Genomic DNA, 22,496 nt, shown 5'->3' with positions numbered 1-22,496 from the left:
GCGTATACCCCCTTTTTTACTCGATGGAGATGCCCGTCAGATCCGCAAACCAGGACTGAGGCTGAACAAAGCCGTGAATATCCGGCGCGAGCACCCTCAAGTTCAGGTCATGCACGACGAAGATCCAAGGGGCGTCCTCCGCAATGATCGCCGAGGCCTGCTTCAGCAGCACATCCCGCTTACTGGCGTCGAAGCTGGTCTGCGCCTCGTTCAATATCCGATCCAGCTCCGGATTAGAGTATCCGCCGATATTCAAGCCTTTCGGAAACAGAGCCGACGACGAGAAGAAGTTCGGGAAGGAGTTCGGAGCAATGGTCGGAAGGGAAATATTTATTGCGCCCACTTCCTTGTCTTTGGGGAACCCTTGAAGATACTGGGTCAGCAGCGACTGCCACTCGATAGATTCGATTTTCACGTCGATCCCCACAGCCTTCAGGTCCTTCTGAACGTATTCGTTCATCTGCACCGGCCACATGTTGCCGGATCCGCTTGTCGGGACCAGGAAGGTGGTTGAGAAGCCATTGGGATAACCCGCTTCCGCCAGCAGCTTCTTGGCTTTGTCCGGGTCATAGGCATACGGCTCCGCATCGGAACTGTACCAAGCATGCCCTTTGTACATCAGCTGCGTCGCCGGGATGGAGGCGCCACCCAGCAAGTCGGCGCTCATGCCCTCTCGGTCGATGGCGTAATTCGCCGCCTGCCGCACCCTTTTGTCTTTCCATGGGCCATCGGCCGTGTTCAGGACATACGGCCAAATGTGCGGGTACGTATTGGTCAGCACCTGGAATCCCATGCTTTTCAGCTGCTCAATCGATTCGGTTGGCGGAATCTCGGCCCAGTTGACCTCCCCGGACTGAATTGCCGCGAGCCGGGCGGACGGATCGCTGATCGGCCGGAGCACCACCCGTTCCAGTTTCGGGACCGTGCCCCAGTACTTGTCGTTCTTATCCATAACCAATTCCTGCCCCTGCTTCATGCTCACGAATTTGAAGGGCCCTGTTCCGGTGGGATGATTCGCATAATCCCCGCCGTATTTCTTGACCGCTTCCGGGCTTGGTATCAGGATGCTGGCCAAGTCGTACAGCAGAAAGCTGTATGGTCCGTTGGTATAGATTCGAACCGTGTTTTCGTCCGCCTTGGCGTACTTCGCGATAAAACGAAGCGAGCTGCCGGTGGAACCGGCAATTTTTGCATCGTAATACGGGGAATCCGGCTTCAGCAGACGGTCGAGGGCAAAGATGACGGAATCCGCATTAAACGGCGTTCCGTCATGGAACTCAACCCCTTGGCGCAGATGAAAGGTCCACTCGGTCGGATCGCTGTTCGAATGTTCCCACGATTCGGCCAGGCCGCCCGTGAGTTCAGCCGGCTTATCGCCCTGCGTCAAATCCCATTTCACCAGCGCGTCGTACAGCTGATAGCCGACAAAGCGCATCCCTTCGTAGCCTTCGGTCGGCATCGTGTCCGGTACCGGGATGTTCGCGGCGGACATGGCAATCACCAAGGTCCCTTTCGCCGCCGAGCCTTCGGCGGCTGCTCCGCCTCTGCCGCACCCGCTAAGAACCATTGAGAGGCACAGGATAAGCAGCAGTGTGATGGCGTACGTTTTTTTCAAGCTTGAGTATGGTTTCATCTCCGGCACCTCCACAGGGTTCCATTATTTTTATTGGGCGTATCTTTCCCGGCCGGCAATCTGGAAGCAGGCCGCCTGCTGTGATCGTCCCGCGCTTACGTAATCCGGGACACTCTCTGTGCACCGGCTCTCGGCATAAGGACAGCGCTGTGCAAAAGCGCATCCCGGCGGCATTTCCGTAATGAGCGGCGGCTGTCCGGGGATGGTGGACAGCCTTCCCGTTTGCTTGCTCTGAGGCGTCGCCGCAATCAGCCCGGCCGTGTAGGGATGCATCGGTCTGGTCAGAACCTCCTCCGCCGATCCATACTCGACGATTTTGCCGGCATACATGACGGCGACCTCGTCGGCCATTTCGGCGGCCACGCCGATATCATGGGTGACCAGCACGATCGACATTCCGAACTCGGCCTGAAGCTCCTTGAACAGCCGAAGGATTTGCGCCTGAATGGTAACGTCCAGGGCGGTGGTCGGTTCATCGGCGAGAAGTAGATCGGGACGGCAGCCGAGCGCCATCGCAATGACCGCCCTCTGCCGCATGCCGCCACTCATCTCATGGGGGTAGGCGCGCACCCTTTCCTCCGGCGAAGGAATGCCAACCTTACGGAACAGCTCGATGACCCTATCCTTAGCTTCCCTTCTCCCCACTTTATGGTGCGCCCTGATCGTTTCCTTCAGCTGGTCGCCGACCCGGTACAGCGGGTCGAGCGCCGAGAGGGCGTCCTGGAATATCATCGCCACCCGGTTCCCGCGGATCCCCACCATTTCTTTCGGCGATTTGCCCAGCAAGTCTTCTCCTTCGAGCCGGACGCTGCCGGCAACATTCGAACCGCGCTGCGTCAGCCGCAGAATGGAACGGAGCATGACGCTCTTCCCCGAACCCGATTCCCCGAGAATAACCGTCGTCTTGCCTTTTTTGACCCGAAGGGTGACTCCCCTGACGGCATCCACCATCCCTTTCTTGGTCGAAAATGAGGTGACAAGGCTGTCGATTTCCAAAAGATTTGACATCATATTCCCTCCTTCGCAGCTTCTGAAAATTGGATCTCCCTGGCCTATGATCAATCGGTTTTTTTTGTAGCATGCCAGGAATGTTGTTTGTGTGATAAATACTAACATAAATTCTGCAATGTTAGGATATCGAAACATTCTATACCTTATTTCAGCCCCTTTTCGGCAAAATATATGTTATGTTTCTTGACAATCACCTCCCTTTACACACAAAACGATTGGATTTTTGCGTTCAAGGACCATTATTCTCCCATAGAAATGACACAGGTTGAAGGTGAATCAACTATGGGTGGATATCCTTAAAGAATCCATTTGTTCAAGTCATTCGAGAGGTAGAGCACTCATCCACAATCTTTTTTAGCAAAGGAGATGTTATCTATGACCACCATGCATCAGGAGCTGCTGTATGATACGATCGCCGGTTTATCGGAACGGATCCGCAGCCGCCGCATTTCACCCGTCGAAATTACGCAGATGCTTCTCGAACGGATTGAAACGCTCAATCCCCGGCTGAATGCGTACGTAACGGTTACGGCCGATCTCGCGCTCGCCCAGGCCAAAGCGGCCGAAGTTGAAATCATGAAAGGAGAGTACAGAGGTCCGCTTCACGGAATTCCTATCGCCCACAAAGATATTTACAATACCCAGGGAATCCGGACGGCTGTCGGCTCTAAAATCCTCGAAACATTCGTGCCGGATACGGATGCCACCGTCGTCCGTAAGCTGGCAGAAGCAGGCGCGGTCCTGCTCGGCAAAGTGCAGACCCATGAGTTTGCCGCCGGGACGCTGACGAACAGTCCTCATTTCGGTCCCTGCCGCAATCCGTGGAACCTGGAGAAATCGCCGGGCGGCTCAAGCGGTGGCTCGGGATCGGCCGTAGCGGCCGGACTTGCCTACATGGGCACAGGCACGGACACCGGCGGCTCAGTCCGCATTCCCGCAGCGGCCTGCGGCATCGTCGGCCTGAAGCCGACATACGGAAGGGTCAGCCGCCATGGCATTTTTCCGCTGTCGTGGTCGCTGGACCACGCCGGCCCGCTGACCCGCTCGATCCAAGACGCCGCCATCTGCCTTCAGGCTATGGCGGGGTATGATCCGCTGGACGATACGTCGGCCGACGTATCGGTCCCGGATTTCACCGGTATGCTTCGCGGCGATCTGCACGGCATCACCATCGGGATTCCCTCGTCCTTTTACTACGATGGCATTGATCCGGAGGTGGAGGCCGCCCTTCAGGCAGCCATGGGGCAGTTCAAGCTGCTTGGAGCGAATGTCATTGAAGTGGAGATACCGCTCCTAAGCCGTGTCAGCGCGATCGGCAACGGTATTTGCATGGGCGAAGTCGCCTCCATTCACGAGAAGTGGTACCGGGAACAGCCGGAGCAGTACGGACCGGATGTCAGGGGAATGATCGAAGGCGCCCGCCTGATCCCGGCCGTCCACTATTTGCAGTCTCAGCGGGCGCGCCGGCTCCTGCAGCAGGAGTATATGCAGGCGCTATCTGCAGCCGACGTCCTGCTTACCCCGACCCTCCCGGCAACTGCGCCTGGCATCCACGACGTCGAAATCAGCATGCGCTTCGCTGAACTGACCATGCCGACGAACGTAACCGGCCTGCCGAGCCTCGCCATGCCCTGCGGCTTCTCGGCTGCAGGGATGCCGATCAGCATGCAGCTCATCGGCAAACCGTTTGCCGAAGCGGAGCTCCTCGGCATCGGCCATGCGTATGAACAAAGCACGGACTGGCATTTCCGTCATCCGGAGCTGGACTAGTCGAAAAACCGGTTTCCGCATATCACCTGATCAGTGGACAGACGAATCAGCCTGCTACATACCATACCAGAGGAGGAATAACATGGATAACGAATACAAGCTAACAGCCACCACCCGGAAAGAAAGGGAGGCGGAAGAAAGCACCGCCGAGGTTCTGCAGGCAGCGATCATCGGCATCCCGATGGCCAAAGAGCGTATAGAAGCGGCAGCGTCTGCCGCCATTCCGCTCCTTTCGCTTCTAGGAACTTTGTATGACATCGATGTCGAGGGCATCGAGCCCGTCATCCAGCCGATGTTTAGAAAAGGTATGACAACTCCAACCGCTGCACCCGCATCATGATGAATCCGTGCACGATCGACTTCTTCGTTTGAATCCACACAAGCAAAAAAGCACCCTCCCGGCTCATTTCATCCAGGAGGGTGCTCCCATTTTGTATTTGTCTCCTTATCCATTCAAACCGCCGGAAGCGGCGGTGTGCCCTGCGCCCGGCTTGTATCTGGCAAGCAGCCTGCGCTGCAATTCGCCGATCGGCACGTCGAGCTGGACGGTTTCCGAGTATGCCATGTATACCGGCAGAGCCGGCAGCATGGAACCAAAAGGGATCATTCGGATCGGATAGGCCTCCAGGTACAACTCAGGGACGTAGCATTTGGGTACGAACGTGTATCCCTGGCCGTTGGCCACAACCCCCAGCATCATATCGCTGCTGTCCACGATTTGGAACTTGTCGGGCGTGGACCCAAACAGTCTGGACAGCACCTCCCATACATTCACGTAGGTGGCGATCGGATTTTCGAACAGCACGAACATGTCATGCTTGAGCACGTCGATAAGGTCATCATCCTTGCGGATCACGCCCCGGTAGGCTTCTTCCGAACACAGCAGCACCCATTCGTCGTCCAGAAGATGCACCGGCTGCAAATGGCGGGATTCCTTCACATCATAAAACAGCCCGATATCGATGACCCCGTACTCGATCAGATCAATGAGCAGCATGGACGAACGGGAAACATACTTACACTTCAGATCGGGGCGAATGCGCTGCAATTCGGCAACCAGAGGGTACACGAACCTGCTGGACAGTCCGGTGTCGACGCCGATCACCATCCGGTCCATGCGGGTCACTTCGGCAAGGGAGCGATCGAACTTCAGCAGGTCTGCTTTGTTCAGCATCGCGGAGGCATTGTTGAACTGGCTTACCATCTGGATCGCATAATACAGAAAATAATGCCCTTCCTGCGTCAGCTTCACTCCGTCCCACCCCCGGTCCAGCAGCTTGACTCCCATCCCCTCCTCCAGCTTGCGTATTCTCGCGCTAAGCGTCGGCTGGGTGACATGCAGCGTCTGGGCAGCCTTGGAAATGCTCTTCTCCTTGGCGATCGTTGCAAATGAATGCAGACCTTCCAGATCCATTCCATCCCCACCTTCCATAAAAATTGGTTTTACCGATCAGCAGGTCGGAGGAATTTTCGATTGTGTAAGAATAAATAACATACATCATCCTATTTATATCACACTTCTTGTGATTCAGGGTATAAAAAAGTGCGATATCCTGTAATCGGGGTTTTAATGTTATATTATTTGACATAAATACAACAATATTTATTTTGGAGGGATTTCATTTGAGTACCCATGCATGGCTTCATCCGGAGGATACCGCCCTGATCATTATTGACATGCAAAACGATTTTTGCCACGAAAACGGAGCCTGCGGCCGCGCGGGAATCGTTGATATTCCGGCGTTCCAGGCTTGTGTGCGGCCCATCCATGACCTTACCGGTCAAGCGAGGGCTAGCGGGGTGCCGGTCATCTTCGTACAAATGACGTTGGATGCGGGCACTACCTCCCAGGCATGGGAGCTGCAGCATACTGCCAGCGGCAACCCGCTTCGGATCGTCGAGAAGGGAAGTTGGGGCACGGAGCTGTACGGGCTGGAGCCCAAGGAGGGCGATTATGTGGTGGAAAAGCATCGGTACAGCGCATTTATCGGCACCAACCTCGATTTGATGCTGCGCTCTCTGGGGTGCAAATCCGTTGTCCTGACCGGCGTCCTCACAAACGTATGCGTGGAGTCGACCGCCAGGGACGCATTTATGCTCGACTATAACGTGACGCTCGTCGAGGACGCCTGCGCCGGTTCCTCTGCCGAGGCCCACGAAATGACCCTATCGAACATTGGGCATTACTTCGGAAAAATTATGAAAGCCGGAGACGTGAAGGCGGTCTGGTCGGAATTAACGGCCGGTGCTGCAGCCGTGAACGGATGAATATCCGCTCTAAAAGGCTAAGCTGTTATTTGTGTGGTTCCGCTCGATCATCAAAAAAAAGGGAGCCCGCCGGCTCCCTTTTCTTCATTAACGATTATTCTAATGCCTTATTTGACCAACTCCGCCTTAAACACGCCATCCAGCGTCTCGCCGGCGTCCAGCCGTTTCTTTAACGGAACCTTCACATCTCTGGCCAGTTCCTTGAAGAACGTTTGAACATCGCATTTGACGTCGTTCAGTTGCACATTGATGGTACCGTCGGCCGTAATGTCGCGGTTATCTTCAGAGGGAACCGACACGACAAGATCGTACTTTTTCATCAATGTCTTACTGTACCTCGTGAACACTTCGATCAGCTCCTCGTTTTCGAAGTTCCCGATGGCATTTTTGCCTTTGTTTGTAAAAATCAGTTTCATTTCCATTTCTCATTCCCCTTTTCCTGTATCACCATGGTTTTATTCGGACTCTGAGTTCCATTGGTCACGCGATGGTTCTAAACAAAGAAAGGGCCCACATTATCCAGATCAATCATATCTTTGTCTTATATATTATAACAGTCTTTATACCGATTAACTAGGCGATGCCACCATTTACAAAAAAAGAAAGCCCCGAAACGGGGCCCTCTTCACTCTTTATTTACATATTAGCCACTCTATTTTAAAAGCTGTATCAACGTCCCTGCACAATCTCACGGATCTTCTCCAGCGGAATCTTTGGCTGCCGGTCGTATGTCAGCAAACCGTTAATTTCCTGTTCGACGTCCGTCAGCTGCGTATAGCAGAAGCCCTGAAGCACGGGCGAAGCTAGAGCGCCCTGAACCACGTCGGCCAGGCGCCGTTCGAAATCTTCCTCATTCGACGCTCCGGAGTAACCCCACCCTTCCTGGTTCCCCTTCTGGAATGAGATTCCGCCGAATTCGGTAAGCAGCAGCGGCTGTCCTTCATAAGGATACCCCGGCACCAGAATCCAGCGGTTGCCCGGTTTTGCCTGAAGCGCCTGCTCCACGGTCGAATAGCGGTCTGCCAGCACTTCTTTGCGCCATTCGTAATCATGAATAGTAACCAGGTCGGTCTTGACCAGTTCCCAGCCGTCGTTAGAGATGACCGGACGTGACATGTCCAGCGATTTGGTCATGTGATACAGCGCCAGCGCATGCTGCTGCTCGGCAGGACTCACCAAAATATTCGTTACGCCCCAGCTTTCATTGAGCGGAACCCAGGCCACGATGCAGGGATGATTATAATCCCGCTCCACCGCCTGCAGCCATTCCCGGGTGATCTGACCGGCATAGGTTTCCGTGAACCGGAACGCGTTGGCCATTTCTCCCCAGACAAGCAGGCCCAAACGGTCCGCCCAGTACAGGTAACGTGGGTCTTCGATCTTTTGATGCTTCCGGGCGCCGTTAAATCCCATTTCCTTCGTCAGCTCAATGTCTTTTTTCAGCGCTTCATCGGAAGGAGCGGTCAGCAGGCCGTCCGGAAAATACCCCTGGTCCAGCACCATTTTCATATAATAAGGACGGTTATTGAGCAGAACGACGCCGTCCTCGATCGAAATTTTCCGCATGCCGAAGTAACTGGCGACGGTATCCACCGCTTCTCCGTCAACCAGGAGCGTCAGCTCCAAGTCATACAAATTCGGACGTTCAGGCGACCACCAGCGCCCCAAGCCATGATCGTTAAAATCGTGCAGGCGGATGCGGCGCATCTCGTCTTTCCCCGTCACCGAATAGGTATCTTCGGAAACGACTTGCCCCGCGAAAGAAATAACCGACTTTAATTGAAGCTTGGCCCGGGTGTCCCAGCCCTGAACGAAAGCCTGCAGGGACACTTCATTCGTATCGATATCCGGCGTCAGCCGAATCCTACGGATATGGAGGTCATGCACAGGTTCGATCCATACCGTCTGCCAAATTCCCGTCGTTCTCGTATAGAAGATCCCGGCGGATTGTTCCTCCCAGTACTGCTTGCCCCGCGGAAGCGCCGCGTCCCGGCTGTAATCGACGGCTTTGACCACGATCGAGTTGTCCGCTCCCTGAAGCAGGTCCGTAATATCCGCGTCAAACGGGGTATGACCGCCTTCGTGGATAGCCGCGAGCCTGCCGTTCACCCATACTTTGCATTCATAATCCACGGCACCGAAATTCAGAATCAGCCGCTTGCCTTGGTACGCTGTTGGCACCGTAAAGTTCCGATGGTACCACACGATATCATGGAACGAAGGATCTCCGATTCCGCTCAGCTTGCTCTGATAGCAAAACGGAACCTGGATGGTCCGCGAGAAGGAAGGATGCTCGTACCATTTTTCCCTCTCGCCGGCCGCTTCGTCATCAAATTCAAAATTCCATACTCCGTTAAGGTTGAGCCAATCCGCTCTAACCAATTGTGGGCGAGGATATTCGCCGCGCAGCATCTCTGTCATTTCTCTCTACTCCTTTGAAGTAATCACATTTAGCGCGTACGCTTGGTAACGATCCAGCTGCAAAATCCGCATACGGCGAGCCAGCCTGCCGCGTACAGCAAGCCGCCGCCGCTTCCGACGAGAAGATCCGGCCAGCTGCTTTTTACCGTAAAAATCAGTAAATTGCTGAGCACCAGATACAAAAGCACGTTCCGCCCCATCGACTCCAGAAAGCCAAACGCGTACGGAATGCGTTCCAATACCCTGGCCAGCAAATAATAACCATATAATATGAAGGCAGCACCGATAATCCAGAACAATGAAGGCGGAAACCGCGAGGGAAGCTCCCCGGCATACCGCCAATTTGCCGCAAACAGACCGGTTGCAAGCACCGATCCGGCGAGAACGAGCCAGTCGAAGCGAATCCGGTATTTGGCGAACAAGATCCCAAGCAGGTAATACGGAAAATATTGAACAGGCGGAAACGAGGCGAAATCCCTCGTGCCGACCAATAACCCAAGCTGGGGAACATGGACCGCTCCATAAGGAAACAGCGTCCCTGCAAGCAGCAGGCCTGCCGCCAGAAAACCCAGCCACTTTCGCCCGGATAGCCAGCGCAGCGGAACGAACAGCACCAAGCCGAGGACCATCAAATACGTAAAAGACACCAGGAACTCGGACCAGCCAGGAATATCCTTCAGCAGCATGATCGGCCGAATCGTGTCCCATTGGAGCGGCGCTCCGTCATGGAACACCCTGAACGCCGTTCCGGATACATAAAAGGCCAGCAGTGTTTTCAGCGCGGCTGTCAGCATCCGCGGGCAAGCGCTGCGAAACGGCTTGGAATAATAAGCAAGCTGCGATACATACCCGAAGCTGAACACAAACCCCGAGAAGGTGATGAGGTTGAAGAAATCGATCCAGCGGCTGATGGACGGGTACACGACCGGATCGCTGAAAAATTGCAGCGTGTGGCAGTACACCATCCCGACGATCAGCAGTCCTTTGAACAGATCGATGGCACGCTCGCGCCGCTTCGGCTCAATCCCGGCTACGGCCGAGCCGCTCACCCTTTAATCCCCGACAGGCTGATCCCCTTGATAATTTGCCGTTCAAAGATCACAAACAGAATAATGATCGGGATGGAAGACAGCGTGTTCACAACCATCGGCTTCACGTAATCCTCCGAGTACTGACTCATCAAGGTCGGAATTCCCATCGGCAGCGTAAACAGCTTGTCGTTTGTCAGCGACAGGAATGGCCACAGGAAATTGTTCCACGAGCCGATAAAGGTCAGAATCGCCATCGACGCGAGCGCCGGCCGGGTCAGCGGTAGCATGATCACCGCGAATATTTTCCATACGCCGCCTCCATCCATCTGCACGCTCTCAATCAGGTCGTTCGGGATGCCGTCAAAAAATCCTTTAAGCACGATAACCGCCATCGGCGAAGCCAGCGCTGTGACGATCAACCCCTGGTACGAATTCAGCAAATGCATGTCCTTGGCGACCTGATACAGCGGAATGATGGTTGCTTCGCCGGGAACGAGAAGACCCGCCAAAATGAAAAAGAACATGATGGCTTTAAACCGGAAAGGAATTTTGGACAACGCATAAGCCGCCATAGCCGCAACTAGAACGGTCAGAACCGTGACGACGCCTGCGACGAAGAAGCTGTTCCACACCCACTGCATCAGCTTGGTACCGCTGATAATTTGTCCGTACACCGCGAAAGAATATGGCGGCGTAAACCAGTCGAACAAACCGGAGACCTTCATCCCTTCCTGCTTGATCGATACGACCAGCATCCAGACCAGCGGAACCAGAAACACGCACGCCGCGATGACAGAAATGATCCGGTATACCCATTTCATGCCTTAAGCCGCCTCCTTCCGGTTGTTAACGACATACTGGATAATCGACAATACGAGCAAAATCGCAAACAGCATATAGGACATCGTCGCCGCGTAACCCAGGTCATTTTTTTTGAAACCGCTCTGGTAAATGTACTGGATGATCGGCCTTGTCGAATCCAGCGGTCCGCCGCCCGTAATGATGTAAATTTGCATGAACACTTTATAGGAAGCGATAATTTGCAGCATCAGAATCATCCGTGTGATCGAATTCATCATCGGCAGCGTGATCCGCCAGAACATCTGCCCTTTGGCCGCTCCGTCCAGCGATGCCGCCTCATAAATTTCGTCCGGAATTTCCTGCATGGCGGACAGATACAAAATAAAGTTGAACCCCACCGTCCACCACAGCGTCAGAGCGGCGACCGCAATCCAGGCCAGTGACGGCTCGGTGAGCCAGAAGATCTCTTTCCCTTCCGCCAGGATGCCGAGTCCATGCAGAATCCCGTTAATGAAGCCGGTATAGGGCTGGAACATAAACAACCCCAAATACGATGCCACCGAAACCGAAAGAATGCTCGGCAGAAAAAACGCGCTGCGGTACAGCTTCTGCAGCTTGGATTTCCGGTTCGCGATAAGTGCCAGCGCGATGGCCAGCACAATCATGGTCGGCGTCGTTAGAAAGACGAAAATCGTAGAATGCCAAACCGCAGCCCAGAACTGGTCGTCATGAAACATGCGCTGGAAATTGTCCCACCCGACATATTTCATCTTCCGGATCAGGGTCCATTTATAAAAGCTCATCTGAGCGCCCTTAATCATCGGCCAGATCGTAAACAACACATACACAATCAGAAAGGGCAGTAAAAAAATCAGTGCCTGCAAGTCGATCCGAAGCTTCTTCATGACTCACCTTCCTCTCCCACATCGCTCAGGCAGGCTTGGAGCCAGCCGCCCCAAACCTGTCTGATGGATCATACCCTCATGGTTACTCGCTTAAAACTTTACCGATCTCGGTTTGCATTTTGTCAACGGCATCCGAGCTCGACATCTTGTTGGACCAAACTTCGTTCAAATATTTAAAGAGCGCGTTATCACGGATCTGCCAGTTCTTATCGGAATGCTTGTTGAATTTAACTGTGCTTGCCACCGAGACATAATCGCTCCGGTACGGCATCTCTTTGAATTCCGGCTTGTCGAATACGGCTGGCTTCGAAGGGATATGGCCCGCTTTCGCCCAGATTTCTCCGTGGTCGGCGATCCAGTTGGCGAAAATCAGTGCAGCTTTGCGTTTCTCCGGATCTTCTTTGCTCGTTGCCGGCAGAATGATCGTATGCGAATCGCCCCATGTCGCTTCCTGATCGAAAACTTTAGGGATCGGCATGGCCCCGAATTCCAGCCCTTTCGTTTTCTCCCACGTTCCGGTCGCCCACACGCCGGTCATCATGATCGCCGCATTCCCGCTCTGGAACGTTTTATAGAAATCCGGGTCGTTCAGCTTGATGAAATTGTACTTATGGTATAAGTCCTTGATATAATCCGCGGCTTTTACGGCTTTGTCTTTGTCGATGTCGGCTGATTTCAGATCGTCGGATACGACGTCATTGCCGCCCTGCTGCGAATAAAGTGCCCACCAGAAACGGAATGGATCATCGTTGGAGCTCGAAAGCGCAAACGGATATTTGCCTTTCGGAAGCTTCTCTTTCAGCGTTGTCAGAAACTTGATGAATCCCTCGCCCGATTGCTCCAGAACCGGTTTGCCGTCTTCGCCGAGCAGCCCTGCGTCTTTAAGCAGCTTTTTATTGTAGTACATAATAAACGGATGTGTATCGATCGGAACCGCATAATGCTTGTCATCGTAAACGGAAGCTTCCAGAATGTTCTGGTTGAACGTGCTCCAGTCGATGTTGGCATCCTTTGCCGAATCGTCCAGCTCGGTGGCAACTCCCTGATTGATCAGGTCGGGAAGACGGGAAATATGGGAGATGCCCACATCCGGACCGTTGCCTGCGCCAACCGCTGTGATCAGCTTCGTATAATACTCGCCCCAGACGAGCTTCGTATTTTTCACCTGAATATCGGGATGCTCTTTATTGAACTGGTCTACCATCGCCTGCATGTTATCACCGTCTCCGCCGTCAAACAGCGTCCAGAAGGAAAGGTTCACTTTCTCGCCGCTGCCGCCGCCCGTATCCGTCGAAGCGCTTTCACCAGTACCGCCGGACGCGTCTCCGCCTGTACTGTCCGCCCCACCACTGCTGCCGCTGCCGCCGCTGCCGCAGGCGCTGAGCAATAAGGTCAGAGACAGTAATGTGATCCACATGAAGCTGAATTTTCTTCTCATACGTACCCCCCATTTTCGTCACCGTAGTCGTTCTAAAGAACAACGTTATTGTTTTATTACAATTTTATTGTTCTTATGGGGCTATATTACGGCGAAATTTCTATTTTGTCAACGCATTCATTTCATTTTTTTGTAATAAAAATTTTGATCTGTTTTTATTCTCGTGCATATCAAATTGGCTTCATCGCTTTATCAGCAAGAAGGAATTGCCTTAACCACGCTCTTTTCCCATAAAAATCCACAAGCACGGTGACAGAAACAAAAAAACCATTGTTACAAACTTGTTGTAACAAAGGTTTTACGCTTCCTCCGTGAGGGGAACATATTGAATACGCATCTTGATGTCCTGCTCATAATCGCCGAACTGCCGCCCGAAGATGTTCACCCCGCCTTTATGGACCGCATTTGGATCCACGCCGATCCGCAGGCGCAAATTCGGACGCCCTTCCAGATGAAGATCGTTGATGCCCACATCCGATACCTTTTTCATATCCAGCGTCGTTCGGTCCTCATCGACCCGCCACGTTTTCAAGAGGCCGTACTGCGTCGTCCAATCGAGCCACCAGGAGGGGTTCAGCCTGCCGCGGCGGTCCCCGAAATCCCCCGGACTCGTCCACATCCCGATCTCAAGCCCGTTCAGCCAGACCGATATGTCCGAGGGCCAATCGTTATCGAAGTTGGGCGCCTCCGAGCAGATTTCCATGGACAGCTCAAGCGATTTGATTTTGACGTTTTGCGGAAGCTCCAGCGGCAAAATGTACTCCAAGTAACCTTTCCGGAACCAGATGATCTGCGCATCGATATGCTTCGGATGGTAGAAGCTCGCCGGCTCGTCTTCCCGGATGATCATTTCGGTGCCGCTCGCCATGCCGCAGGTCGGGTATACTTCGCAATCGCTGTACAATCCGATCGGAATTTCGACCTCATACACGCCATAATTTTCCTTGGTCGATTGGATCGCCGGGTTGAGACTGATATGGATGTCATCATAACTGCGGGTGCATACCTTCATCGCCCCCCGGGCCGCTGGCAGAAGCTCTGTCGTCAGCAGCTTGGCGGCCTCCAAAATTTTGACGTTGTTCGCCACTGTCGACACCGGCAGCTTGAGTGCTTCCGAAATTTCTATTATATTCATGCTCCGCGTATAGAGCAGTTTCAGCATATCCACCCTCGCCCGGGTGGACAATGCATGGGCAACCTGAACCAGCTGATCCGGCTCATTTACATTCAGATCCAACATGCTAATCCTTCCTTCTTGTTCCAGCTCTTTTTATGCCTAAGTTTGAGTTTACCTTGTTTGGGACAGCAGAAGCAAGATCTTCGCAAGAAAACAAGAACTAGGGAATGCCGGTAATCCCGTTTCCTGATAGAGAATGGAGCCTTCGATCCGGAAATTATTTTCTTTTAGAAGGCGCAACCCTCATCGTAATGATGATACAAATTGGCTTAACTGTGACTGTTTCCTTCATCGAATTGACGTATACAATCACTGAATCCAAAAAATCCAAATTGATAGATCGAAAACGGTTTACCAGATTCTATTCTGGAATACTCCGTCATATCCTGATTATGGAAAAGGGCGTGATTATGCACGGCATCGATATGTTTATGCACTCCTTACGGCTATCCGGATACGCAAAAAAGGAGCCCGCAGGCTCCTGGAGGGGCTCTATATTTACCCCCTCTTGGTTATGGTCACCGGCAATCCGCTTCGTGCCGATTCGTTGGCAGCCAGCGTCACTTCCAGCGTGTGCATCGCTTCTTCATACGGGGCCAGAATTATGCTCTGGTCACCCGTGGCAACGGCCCGAATGAAAGCGTCGTCCTGGACTTTGTAGAAATCGGATTTACCGCGAAGAATGATCGTCTGCTCCGGTTCCAAAATGGTAAGTGATGTTCCTTCGAGCGTCAATCTGAAATCCCTTCCAATGATCTCCAGGGAGGAACGGCTGTCCGGCTGAGGTAGAAAACCGGTGTCAATGTGACCGATTGCGCCCGAATCGAACACCAGGTTGACCGAAGCGGCATCCGGCGTCGTAATACCGGGAACATCCCTGTTCAGCAGCAGGGCCATGTCGGCACTGACCTTGTGGACTGTTCCGGCCAAGTACAGCATAAGATCCACATTATGGGTCGTCTGCTCTACCAGCTGTCCGCCCGATTTGGTATGGTCCACCCACCAAGGGGTATCCGGCAACCCGCCGAACCTGTGGGCCCGCACCATGGCGATTTCTTTACCGGCCAGGTACTGTTTCGCCTTCTGTACCGGCTCCATATACCTTAGGCAGTAGCCTGTGGCCGTCATAACGCCCGCTTTCCGGATAAAATCCGCTTTTTGCCGTACAGTGCCCATATCCAGACCCAGCGGCTTTTCCACCAGCAGATGAATGCCTCTTCCTGCCGCCTGCTCTTCAATATCGCCATGGGCAAAGGGGGGGATGCACACAAAGAGCGCATCCAGCTGCTCGTTCGCCAGCATCCGCCGGATATCCGTATAAGCGACTCCACCATACCGTTTTACGGCTAATTCCGCCTGCTTCGCGGAAATATCGCACACGGCGACCAGCTCTGCCTGATCATGATCGTCAATATGCTTCAAATGCTCGGAGGCGATTCCGCCTGCCCCGACCAAACCAACACGAACCATCATGGGACCTCCTTACATACTGTTTTTCAAACACACGCAATGGGATCATTTGCTCCTGCCGCTAGGCAGCTACAATTTCGAATATCGTCCTTGCGTCTCCTGGTAAAAAGGAAGTGCAAAGGCCCCGTGAAGGGCCCTGCACTCGCTTTAACCTGTCACTTCAGATTGGCAGACCATTTCTCCGCGCGGTCCTGCAGTTCGTCCAGGAACTGCTGGATGTCCGGCGCGTTGCCGGAAGCCGCCTTGCTGATAAAGCCGTTGACGGCCGGGACGATATCGCTCATATAGAACGGATTGGCTTCGTCCATCAGCTCGGAGTGCCCGACATTGGCGATGTCCAGCGCCTTTTTCACATATTTGTCTTCCGGCTTCACAAAATCGGCCTGCTTGATCGTCGGTGTCATCGCGAAGTTCTCATACGTATATTTTTGCGTCATCGGGCTGGTCAGGAATTTGAGAACTTCCCAGGAAGCTTTCACGTCCTTGGCGTTCTTCGCCATGACGAACGGATCCACGGCCACCCAGCCTTCACCTTTCGGCCCCATATTCATCACCGGCTCGAACCGGTCCAGTAAATCCTTGTTATTGTTTGCGATAAATTCGTTCATCGTCGCGCCGCCGGTGCTGTCCAGCGCAATCGCGATGTTATTTTTCTCAAGCCCGAAGTTTTCCGCTCCCTGGGCTGTGATAAAGCCGGCCGGCGGCAGCTTTGCGGCTTCCTTAAGCCATTCCATGACCTTCACCATTTCCGGGGTGTTCAGATGCCATTTGATCGACTTTACGTCTTTCAGCGAGCCTTCGGCCCCTTTCGCTCCGAAAGCCAGGGTCAGCGCCACAAAAGTGGAGCCGTTCAGCGAGTTGCCCGACCAGTATACGCCGTAGTTCTGCTCGCCGGTTTTCGGATTTTTGCCGGTCATCTTTTTGGCTTTTTCCAAAATTTCTTCCGGGGTCGCTTTCTCCGTCAAGCCTTCGACGCCCCAGTCGCTGAACAGCTTTTTGTCATAGATCGTCATGCGGCGGCCCAGCACGGCTGGAATCCCGAACTGCTTGGATCCGTCCGGCGACTTGGTGCTGTAGGAATTGTTCATTATGCCGTCCAGATAAATGCCGGGATCAAACGATGTGTCTTCTTTGATCAGGTCGTCCAGATCACGCAGCAGTCCGTCCTGATACCATTGGGAGGCAAAAGCTCCCCCGGTGTACAGCACGTCGGCATCCCCCGACATGAGCATCGCCGTTTGCTTGGCCTTTACGTTCTCCCAAGGAATTTGGTACAGCTCCACCTTGATATTTGGGTACATTTTCTTGAACGTCTTATCCATGTACTCGGTCAGCCCGATCGTCGGATTGCCCGTCTGCGCGTTGATGCCGTTGTCGAGCTGCCATCCGGCCAGCGCCACCCGGACGGTTCCTTTCATGTCGGAGACTTGCTTGATCTCCACGCCGCCGGTCACGTCCTTGCCTGACCCTTCAGAGCAGGCTGCCAGCGTGAATACGAGCGTGCAGGACAGCAGCAGCATAAGCCATTTTTTCATGCATGTTCCCCCTTTTCATAATCAGTTTGTTCGCAATCATCATAGGTGCCGTGCGGCCCCAAGGCCGCGCTTCGCCGGGTTTACTGCTTGATCCCGGACAAAGCAATGCTTTCGATAATGTAACGCTGCAAAAACATATATACGACGACGACAGGAATGAGACTGACCGCCGTTGCAGCCATAATGATCGAGGGCTGTTGGTTGATGCCATTGTTATAGGTAAACATCGCCAGGCCGATCTGGATCGTATATTTGGCAGCGTTCTTCAGCACCAGCAGCGGCCACAGCATTTCGTTCCACACGCCCAGGAACAGGAGGATGATCATGGTGGCGATAATCGGCGTGCAGAGCGGCAAATACACCCGGCCGAAAACGGTGAACTCCCCGGCGCCGTCGAGAATGGCGGCTTCGCGCAGGCTGGACGGCAGCTGGTCGATGAAGGCTTTGGCCAAAAACGTGCCGAAGGCATAGTTAAGTGCTGGTAAATAAAAAGCCAGATAATTGTCCAGAAGCCCCAGCTTGCTGAAGAGCAGATACTGCGGAATCATGGTCATTTCAAACGGAATCATCATCGTACTCAGCGCCAGCAGAAGCACCAGGCTCGCCCCTTTGAACCGCAGCTTGGAGAGGGCATAACCGGACAGCAGCGCGGACAGCGAGCTGACAACGATAACGCCTGCGCTGACGATGATGGAATTGATGATATAGCGGAACATTTTAATGTTCGTAAAGGCCACTTCATACGTGCGTATGGACGGCTCTTCCGGCCAGATTTTCGGCGGAAACGTAATGTTCAGCCGGGCCCCCCAGTCAAAGCTGGTCACGAGCATCCACAGGAATGGCACGATCATAATAAAGGAGCCGAGAAACAGCACGATGGTGAGAATCCACTGACTGACAGGGATTTTTTTACGGCGCAGCGCCTTGGAATCGGCCGTTTGGATCATGGCGGGACCTCCTTTGCTTAAGTATGTAGTTCTGATATGACGTCGGTTTTGCCTAATGCGTCAGTCAAGGCTGTCTTTGCGTCGGTTCAACAGCATCATGACTGCGGTCAGCACCAAAATGATGATGAACAGCAGGTAAGAAGCGGCTGTGGCCAGACCCATTTGCGATGCCAAAAATGCGTTCCGGTATATGTACAGCACCACCGTCATCAGGCTTCCGCCCGGATTGCCCGCCGTACCGCCGATCAGCCACACGTCAGTGAACCGCTTCATGCCGCCGATCGTGCCCATAATGAGCATAAAGACGAAGATCGGACGTAGATAAGGGATGGTAATATGGAGCCATTTTTTGTACCCGCCCGCCCCATCGACTTCAGCGGCTTCATACAGGTCGCGCGGCACGCTTTGCAGGCCAGCCAGAAAAATGATCGTGTTGTAGCCAAGCGCCCCCCACAGGCTCATTAGCACGATGCTGTAGCGCGACACCTCCGGATTCGTAAACCAGCCGATGGGATGGTGAACCCCGAACCAGCTCAGTACAAAGTTCAGCAGCCCTTCTTTCGATGGGAAAAACAGAAACGAGAACAGGAGACTGGTCGCTACCGCCGACACGACGTTCGGCAGAAAGTAGACGGCCTTAAAAAAGTTTTTGCCGAAGTTCCATTTGAGATTGTTGATCAGGCTCGCCAGCACAAAGGATAATACGATGCCGAGCACCACGGACAAGACGCCCATCAAAAACGTATTTGTAAGCGCTTGCCAGAAAACCGGATCCTCCAGTGCATACCGGTAATTGCTGAGCCCCACCCACTTTCCGTTCAGCGACAGGCCCGACGTCTGGTGAAAGCTGATAAACAATGCGGCAAACATCGGATAGATGGCAAATGCGAGCACGCCGATAATTAATGGGGCGCTGAACAAATAGCCGGTCCAATCATTGCGCGTGAACCATTTTTTTCGTTTGGGTGTCATTTTCTTGTCAGCATTCATCTCATTGCTTACTATCAATCGGCCCTCCTCCTTCCAAAAGGATCCCTAATGCCAACAACATGCGTCATCATTGGGTGATCATCAGCTTTGGTACATATTTATGTCCGGGACAGCCGTTTATGTTCGTTTGTTATTTCGATGTAAGACTTAAAAATAACTGGCACACTCGCCCATCCCGTGAATAGACTGTGTACCATCAAAAGCTTAGGGAAGGATTGGCCGATGAACTATCCGTATGCTAAATATGGCGTCATTCACCAGTGCAAGGACATTCCGGTGGCTTTTCCGCCGGATCAGCACCAGCACGGGCAGCCGGGCATTGAATATGTGATGAACCCGCTCCCCGTATCTGAAAATCCGAACTATATCGGAACCGGTAAATTAAAGGACAAGGTGGCGATCATCACCGGAGGAGACAGCGGTATCGGCCGTGCGGTCGCCATCGCTTTTGCCAAAGAAGGCGCCGACCTTGTGATCGTATATCTTAATGAGCACAGGGATGCGCAGGACACGGAGCGGCGAATCCGCCAGCTCGGCAGAAAATGTCTATTGCTTCCCGTTGACGTGCGGTCGCCGGGTTTCGCTTCACATATCGTGGACCGCACCCTCCGGACATACGGAAAAATCGATATTCTTATCAACAATGCCGCAATTCAGTTCGTCCGGGAGTCCTTGCTGGACATATCCGAGGAACAGCTGCGCAATATTTTTGAGGTGAATATCCTTTCTTTCATTCTGCTGACCAAGGCGGTCCTCCCCCACCTTCGTCCGGGAAGCAGCATCGTGAACACCGCTTCCGTAAACGCTTATGTTGGCCATGACAAGCTGATGGACTATTCCTCGACCAAAGGGGCGATCGTCAGCTTCAGCCGTGCACTCGCCCGTAACCTGGCCAGTCAATCCATTCGAGTGAACACGATCGCTCCGGGGCCTGTATGGACGCCGCTTATCCCTGCAACGATGACGCCGGAGATGGTAGCAACCTTCGGCCGCAGCGTACCGCTGGGGCGTGCCGCCCAGCCTTACGAGCTGGCACCAGCGTACGTGCTCCTTGCTTCGGACGACGGATCTTATATCACCGGACAGACGATCCACATCAACGGAGGGCAAATGGTTACTGATTAGTGCTGAGGCAGAACCGCAAAGCGGCGGCGCTTTAGCATCGATGCAAATTCGATCTTTACGGGACAGAGAACTCGGGTCAGAATCGTCAAGCGGTTTGCAGGCAAAAAAAGAGAGCTGGAATATAGCTCTCTTTTTTGCAGCTTATGATTTTCCTTTTCCGCTGACAAGTCCAATGATCATGACGACAAGTGCCAATAAAGCGATCAGCTGATCGATCGTCATCGCCGCCCGCCTCCTCTGTGCAAGGATGGCTCTTCCCAGGCGGCTTCTCTCTCCCGTGCTGCTGGCGTACGTTCCCCATTACAAATATATGAGGTGGCCGGGTGGAATATGACCGATCCATAGAACGGTGATTACAAATCCCGCAGAAATCGCTGAACCCGCTCCTTGTACATCTCCTTATCCAAATAGCCTTGAAACAGCCTATTGCTGGTTACCTGCTGTCCCCCGAAGAAAAAGCGTTCGTAGAGCTGCTGCCGCCCGCCGAAACCGCTGCTGCTCAGCTCCCAGGCCAGCCGGAACAGCGCAGTCTTATCCCGGGCGTCCATGCTGTTGCCTTTGAGATAATTCGATAAATAGGGAGCAATCCCGGATGCCTTAAAATCCTGCTCCGACGGAATCATAATGACGCTGCTGGACCCGAGCAGCTGGATAATTTCCATCATCCGTGCATACATTTGGGGATAGATGACGGTAGCGGACCAGAGCGGCTTATAGTCGGGCAGCATGCTTCCCCACCGATCCACCTGCGCTCCCGCTTCGGAGGCGAGCAGCAGCGCCTTGAGCGACTCCAGATTTACGATCACCTCTGTCACTTGTTCGGTGACCACGCTTCCGGTTCTTTCCAGTGCGTCGACAATGGACAAAATGATTCCAAGTACAAACTCAGTCTTCGCCACGTATCGGCAGCAAACCTGGTGCGCTGCATGCACGTGAAAGCCGCTCTGTGCAAAGAAGCGTATGGACAGGCTGTCGTTGCCAAGAATAAATATACGCTCCCAAGGAACGAGCACGTGATCGAAAATGACAAGAGTGTCCATCTCCTCAAATCGCGAGCTGAGGGGATAATCGTAAGCCGAATCGCCGCCGACCAGGCTTTCCCGGCTTATCCACTTCATACCCGGAAGGTTGTTCGGGACGGCAAAAGCAAAAGTTTCAGGATTGTCTTCCTCCTGAAACATGAACGATGCCGGCGGATACACGAGTATTTCATCAGCTGTGACTCCCTGGGTCGCCAGCAGAAACGCGCCTGACACGATGACGCCTTCTGTCGTCTGGTCGACGATGCGTGCCGCGGTATTGACGATCGTTCCGTCATCAAGCATTTCGGCGGTACGGCTCGCCGCCGGCTGCACGAAGGCGTGGGACAGCGTAATGTCATTCTCTGAGCAGTAACGGTAGTAATTCCGCATGTTGTCCGCATACTTCGCATCCGCTTCAGCCAGCAGCTCCGAGGCGGCAGCGTAGGCCATAACGGCCGTATTCATATAATCCGGCGATCTGCCGAGCAGGCCGAAATGCCGCTCACCCCACAGCGTCATGGCTCTTCTGCGTCTGGCTAAATCTTCCTTGGTCTTCGGCTGTAAGTACGATAAGCCTACCGGCTCCCCGGTTTCCGGAGACGTGTATGTCAGAAGCATCGCATACTCCTCCGCGACCTGCATATCGTACAAAGACGCCTGAGTGCTCATTAACCCGCGGAAAGCCGCATGGTCGGACAGCTTTCCTTGGATTTGCTTACCTCGAAGCCAAACCTCCGGCTGTGCCTGGTCGATCCGTTCTATATACTCCTTACCGTTTTTCACCGGCATACGGATGGCTCCCTTCCTAGGAAATGTTACATTCATCCTATTCCGTGCCGCTGTATGAAGTGAGGTATGACCGCCTAATGATGGAGGCTTCGCATGAACAAAAAAACCTTGCATAAATTGCAATTCACTCTCTTTAACGCCTAATAGGAACATGATATGATAG

At 53.4% G+C, this 22,496-nt stretch carries 19 protein-coding genes; 4 read left to right on the top strand and 15 right to left on the bottom strand.

The genetic code is table 11. The features are described from left to right. Window positions 1-16: 16 nt before the first annotated feature. Together IAE55_RS08000 and IAE55_RS07995 are read right to left on the bottom strand one after the other, a co-directional pair. A complete protein-coding gene (locus IAE55_RS08000; RefSeq protein WP_200631597.1) occupies window positions 17-1,633 on the bottom strand; it encodes an ABC transporter substrate-binding protein in 1,617 nt (538 codons plus the stop codon). Window positions 1,634-1,663: 30 nt separating this feature from the next. After that, a complete protein-coding gene (locus IAE55_RS07995) occupies window positions 1,664-2,641 on the bottom strand; it encodes an ABC transporter ATP-binding protein (RefSeq protein ID WP_200631596.1) in 978 nt (325 codons plus the stop codon). Window positions 2,642-3,019: 378 nt separating this feature from the next. On the opposite strand from IAE55_RS07995, the gene IAE55_RS07990 reads away from it, so the two are divergent. Further along, window positions 3,020-4,414, top strand: coding sequence for an amidase (locus IAE55_RS07990; protein ID WP_200631595.1), 1,395 nt, complete (start codon window positions 3,020-3,022; stop codon window positions 4,412-4,414). Between the two features lie 82 nt (window positions 4,415-4,496). After that, the gene (locus tag IAE55_RS07985) at window positions 4,497-4,754 is read left to right on the top strand and encodes a hypothetical protein (RefSeq protein ID WP_200631594.1); all 258 of its coding nucleotides are present in this window, start codon (window positions 4,497-4,499) and stop codon (window positions 4,752-4,754) included. A gap of 105 nt (window positions 4,755-4,859) precedes the next feature. Here the strand turns inward: IAE55_RS07985 and IAE55_RS07980 are convergent, their stop codons facing one another. Further along, complete coding sequence (locus IAE55_RS07980) at window positions 4,860-5,828, bottom strand: LysR family transcriptional regulator (protein ID WP_200631593.1); 969 nt, start codon at window positions 5,826-5,828, stop codon at window positions 4,860-4,862. A gap of 209 nt (window positions 5,829-6,037) precedes the next feature. Between IAE55_RS07980 and IAE55_RS07975 the strand changes: the two genes are divergently transcribed. Beyond that, window positions 6,038-6,682: a cysteine hydrolase family protein gene (locus IAE55_RS07975; RefSeq protein ID WP_200631592.1), complete on the top strand. Its 645-nt coding sequence runs from the start codon at window positions 6,038-6,040 to the stop codon at window positions 6,680-6,682. Between the two features lie 107 nt (window positions 6,683-6,789). On the opposite strand, the gene IAE55_RS07970 is transcribed toward IAE55_RS07975, so the two are convergent. The 11 genes from IAE55_RS07970 to IAE55_RS07920 form a co-directional block, all read right to left on the bottom strand. Continuing rightward, complete coding sequence (locus IAE55_RS07970; RefSeq protein WP_105442164.1) at window positions 6,790-7,104, bottom strand: hypothetical protein; 315 nt, start codon at window positions 7,102-7,104, stop codon at window positions 6,790-6,792. A 247-nt stretch (window positions 7,105-7,351) separates the two neighbouring features. After that, window positions 7,352-9,103 (bottom strand): glycoside hydrolase family 2 protein, encoded by a 1,752-nt coding sequence (locus IAE55_RS07965; protein ID WP_200631590.1) that lies wholly within the window; start codon window positions 9,101-9,103, stop codon window positions 7,352-7,354. A 29-nt stretch (window positions 9,104-9,132) separates the two neighbouring features. Then, window positions 9,133-10,152 (bottom strand): hypothetical protein, encoded by a 1,020-nt coding sequence (locus IAE55_RS07960; protein WP_105442162.1) that lies wholly within the window; start codon window positions 10,150-10,152, stop codon window positions 9,133-9,135. Continuing rightward, window positions 10,149-10,955, bottom strand: coding sequence for a carbohydrate ABC transporter permease (locus IAE55_RS07955; RefSeq protein WP_105442161.1), 807 nt, complete (start codon window positions 10,953-10,955; stop codon window positions 10,149-10,151). Before IAE55_RS07955 ends, IAE55_RS07960 begins: the two co-directional genes overlap by 4 nt. A gap of 3 nt (window positions 10,956-10,958) precedes the next feature. Next, window positions 10,959-11,840, bottom strand: coding sequence for a carbohydrate ABC transporter permease (locus IAE55_RS07950; RefSeq protein ID WP_076171002.1), 882 nt, complete (start codon window positions 11,838-11,840; stop codon window positions 10,959-10,961). 82 nt (window positions 11,841-11,922) lie between these two features. Then, window positions 11,923-13,278, bottom strand: coding sequence for an ABC transporter substrate-binding protein (locus IAE55_RS07945; RefSeq protein WP_145158604.1), 1,356 nt, complete (start codon window positions 13,276-13,278; stop codon window positions 11,923-11,925). Between the two features lie 298 nt (window positions 13,279-13,576). Next, window positions 13,577-14,518 carry an ArsR/SmtB family transcription factor gene (locus IAE55_RS07940; RefSeq protein ID WP_200631581.1) on the bottom strand — a complete coding sequence of 314 codons (942 nt, stop codon included), beginning with the start codon at window positions 14,516-14,518 and terminating at the stop codon, window positions 13,577-13,579. 435 nt (window positions 14,519-14,953) lie between these two features. Next, on the bottom strand, window positions 14,954-15,928 hold the full coding sequence (locus IAE55_RS07935) for a Gfo/Idh/MocA family protein (RefSeq protein ID WP_234489348.1): 975 nt from the start codon (window positions 15,926-15,928) through the stop codon (window positions 14,954-14,956). A 152-nt stretch (window positions 15,929-16,080) separates the two neighbouring features. Beyond that, a complete protein-coding gene (locus tag IAE55_RS07930) occupies window positions 16,081-17,460 on the bottom strand; it encodes an extracellular solute-binding protein (protein ID WP_145158598.1) in 1,380 nt (459 codons plus the stop codon). 80 nt (window positions 17,461-17,540) lie between these two features. After that, the gene (locus IAE55_RS07925; protein ID WP_094596352.1) at window positions 17,541-18,407 is read right to left on the bottom strand and encodes a carbohydrate ABC transporter permease; all 867 of its coding nucleotides are present in this window, start codon (window positions 18,405-18,407) and stop codon (window positions 17,541-17,543) included. 60 nt (window positions 18,408-18,467) lie between these two features. Continuing rightward, a complete protein-coding gene (locus IAE55_RS07920; protein WP_145024618.1) occupies window positions 18,468-19,397 on the bottom strand; it encodes a carbohydrate ABC transporter permease in 930 nt (309 codons plus the stop codon). 222 nt (window positions 19,398-19,619) lie between these two features. Here IAE55_RS07920 and IAE55_RS07915 point away from each other — a divergent pair, with 222 nt between their 5' ends. Next, window positions 19,620-20,522, top strand: coding sequence for a glucose 1-dehydrogenase (locus IAE55_RS07915; RefSeq protein WP_145158594.1), 903 nt, complete (start codon window positions 19,620-19,622; stop codon window positions 20,520-20,522). A gap of 353 nt (window positions 20,523-20,875) precedes the next feature. Here the strand turns inward: IAE55_RS07915 and hpaB are convergent, their stop codons facing one another. Further along, the gene (gene hpaB, locus IAE55_RS07910) at window positions 20,876-22,333 is read right to left on the bottom strand and encodes a 4-hydroxyphenylacetate 3-monooxygenase, oxygenase component (protein WP_145158592.1); all 1,458 of its coding nucleotides are present in this window, start codon (window positions 22,331-22,333) and stop codon (window positions 20,876-20,878) included. Window positions 22,334-22,496 lie beyond the last annotated feature (163 nt).

It is taken from the genome of Paenibacillus sp. S28 (assembly GCF_016624415.1).
GTDB lineage: Bacteria > Bacillota > Bacilli > Paenibacillales > Paenibacillaceae > Paenibacillus_AQ > Paenibacillus_AQ favisporus.
This window is presented reverse-complemented; position numbering and strand designations above follow the sequence as displayed.

Coding starts and splice junctions, on each gene's coding strand:
- IAE55_RS07935 (WP_234489348.1), bottom strand. CDS start 15,928: ATGATGGTTCGTGTTGGTTTGGTCGGGGCAGGCGGAATCGCCTCCGAG.
- IAE55_RS07970 (WP_105442164.1), bottom strand. CDS start 7,104: ATGGAAATGAAACTGATTTTTACAAACAAAGGCAAAAATGCCATCGGG.
- IAE55_RS07985 (WP_200631594.1), top strand. CDS start 4,497: ATGGATAACGAATACAAGCTAACAGCCACCACCCGGAAAGAAAGGGAG.
- IAE55_RS07920 (WP_145024618.1), bottom strand. CDS start 19,397: ATGAATGCTGACAAGAAAATGACACCCAAACGAAAAAAATGGTTCACG.
- hpaB (WP_145158592.1), bottom strand. CDS start 22,333: ATGCCGGTGAAAAACGGTAAGGAGTATATAGAACGGATCGACCAGGCA.
- IAE55_RS07990 (WP_200631595.1), top strand. CDS start 3,020: ATGACCACCATGCATCAGGAGCTGCTGTATGATACGATCGCCGGTTTA.
- IAE55_RS07915 (WP_145158594.1), top strand. CDS start 19,620: ATGAACTATCCGTATGCTAAATATGGCGTCATTCACCAGTGCAAGGAC.
- IAE55_RS07925 (WP_094596352.1), bottom strand. CDS start 18,407: ATGATCCAAACGGCCGATTCCAAGGCGCTGCGCCGTAAAAAAATCCCT.
- IAE55_RS07955 (WP_105442161.1), bottom strand. CDS start 10,955: ATGAAATGGGTATACCGGATCATTTCTGTCATCGCGGCGTGCGTGTTT.
- IAE55_RS07930 (WP_145158598.1), bottom strand. CDS start 17,460: ATGAAAAAATGGCTTATGCTGCTGCTGTCCTGCACGCTCGTATTCACG.
- IAE55_RS07950 (WP_076171002.1), bottom strand. CDS start 11,840: ATGAAGAAGCTTCGGATCGACTTGCAGGCACTGATTTTTTTACTGCCC.
- IAE55_RS08000 (WP_200631597.1), bottom strand. CDS start 1,633: ATGAAACCATACTCAAGCTTGAAAAAAACGTACGCCATCACACTGCTG.
- IAE55_RS07980 (WP_200631593.1), bottom strand. CDS start 5,828: ATGGATCTGGAAGGTCTGCATTCATTTGCAACGATCGCCAAGGAGAAG.
- IAE55_RS07995 (WP_200631596.1), bottom strand. CDS start 2,641: ATGTCAAATCTTTTGGAAATCGACAGCCTTGTCACCTCATTTTCGACC.
- IAE55_RS07945 (WP_145158604.1), bottom strand. CDS start 13,278: ATGAGAAGAAAATTCAGCTTCATGTGGATCACATTACTGTCTCTGACC.
- IAE55_RS07965 (WP_200631590.1), bottom strand. CDS start 9,103: ATGACAGAGATGCTGCGCGGCGAATATCCTCGCCCACAATTGGTTAGA.
- IAE55_RS07940 (WP_200631581.1), bottom strand. CDS start 14,518: ATGTTGGATCTGAATGTAAATGAGCCGGATCAGCTGGTTCAGGTTGCC.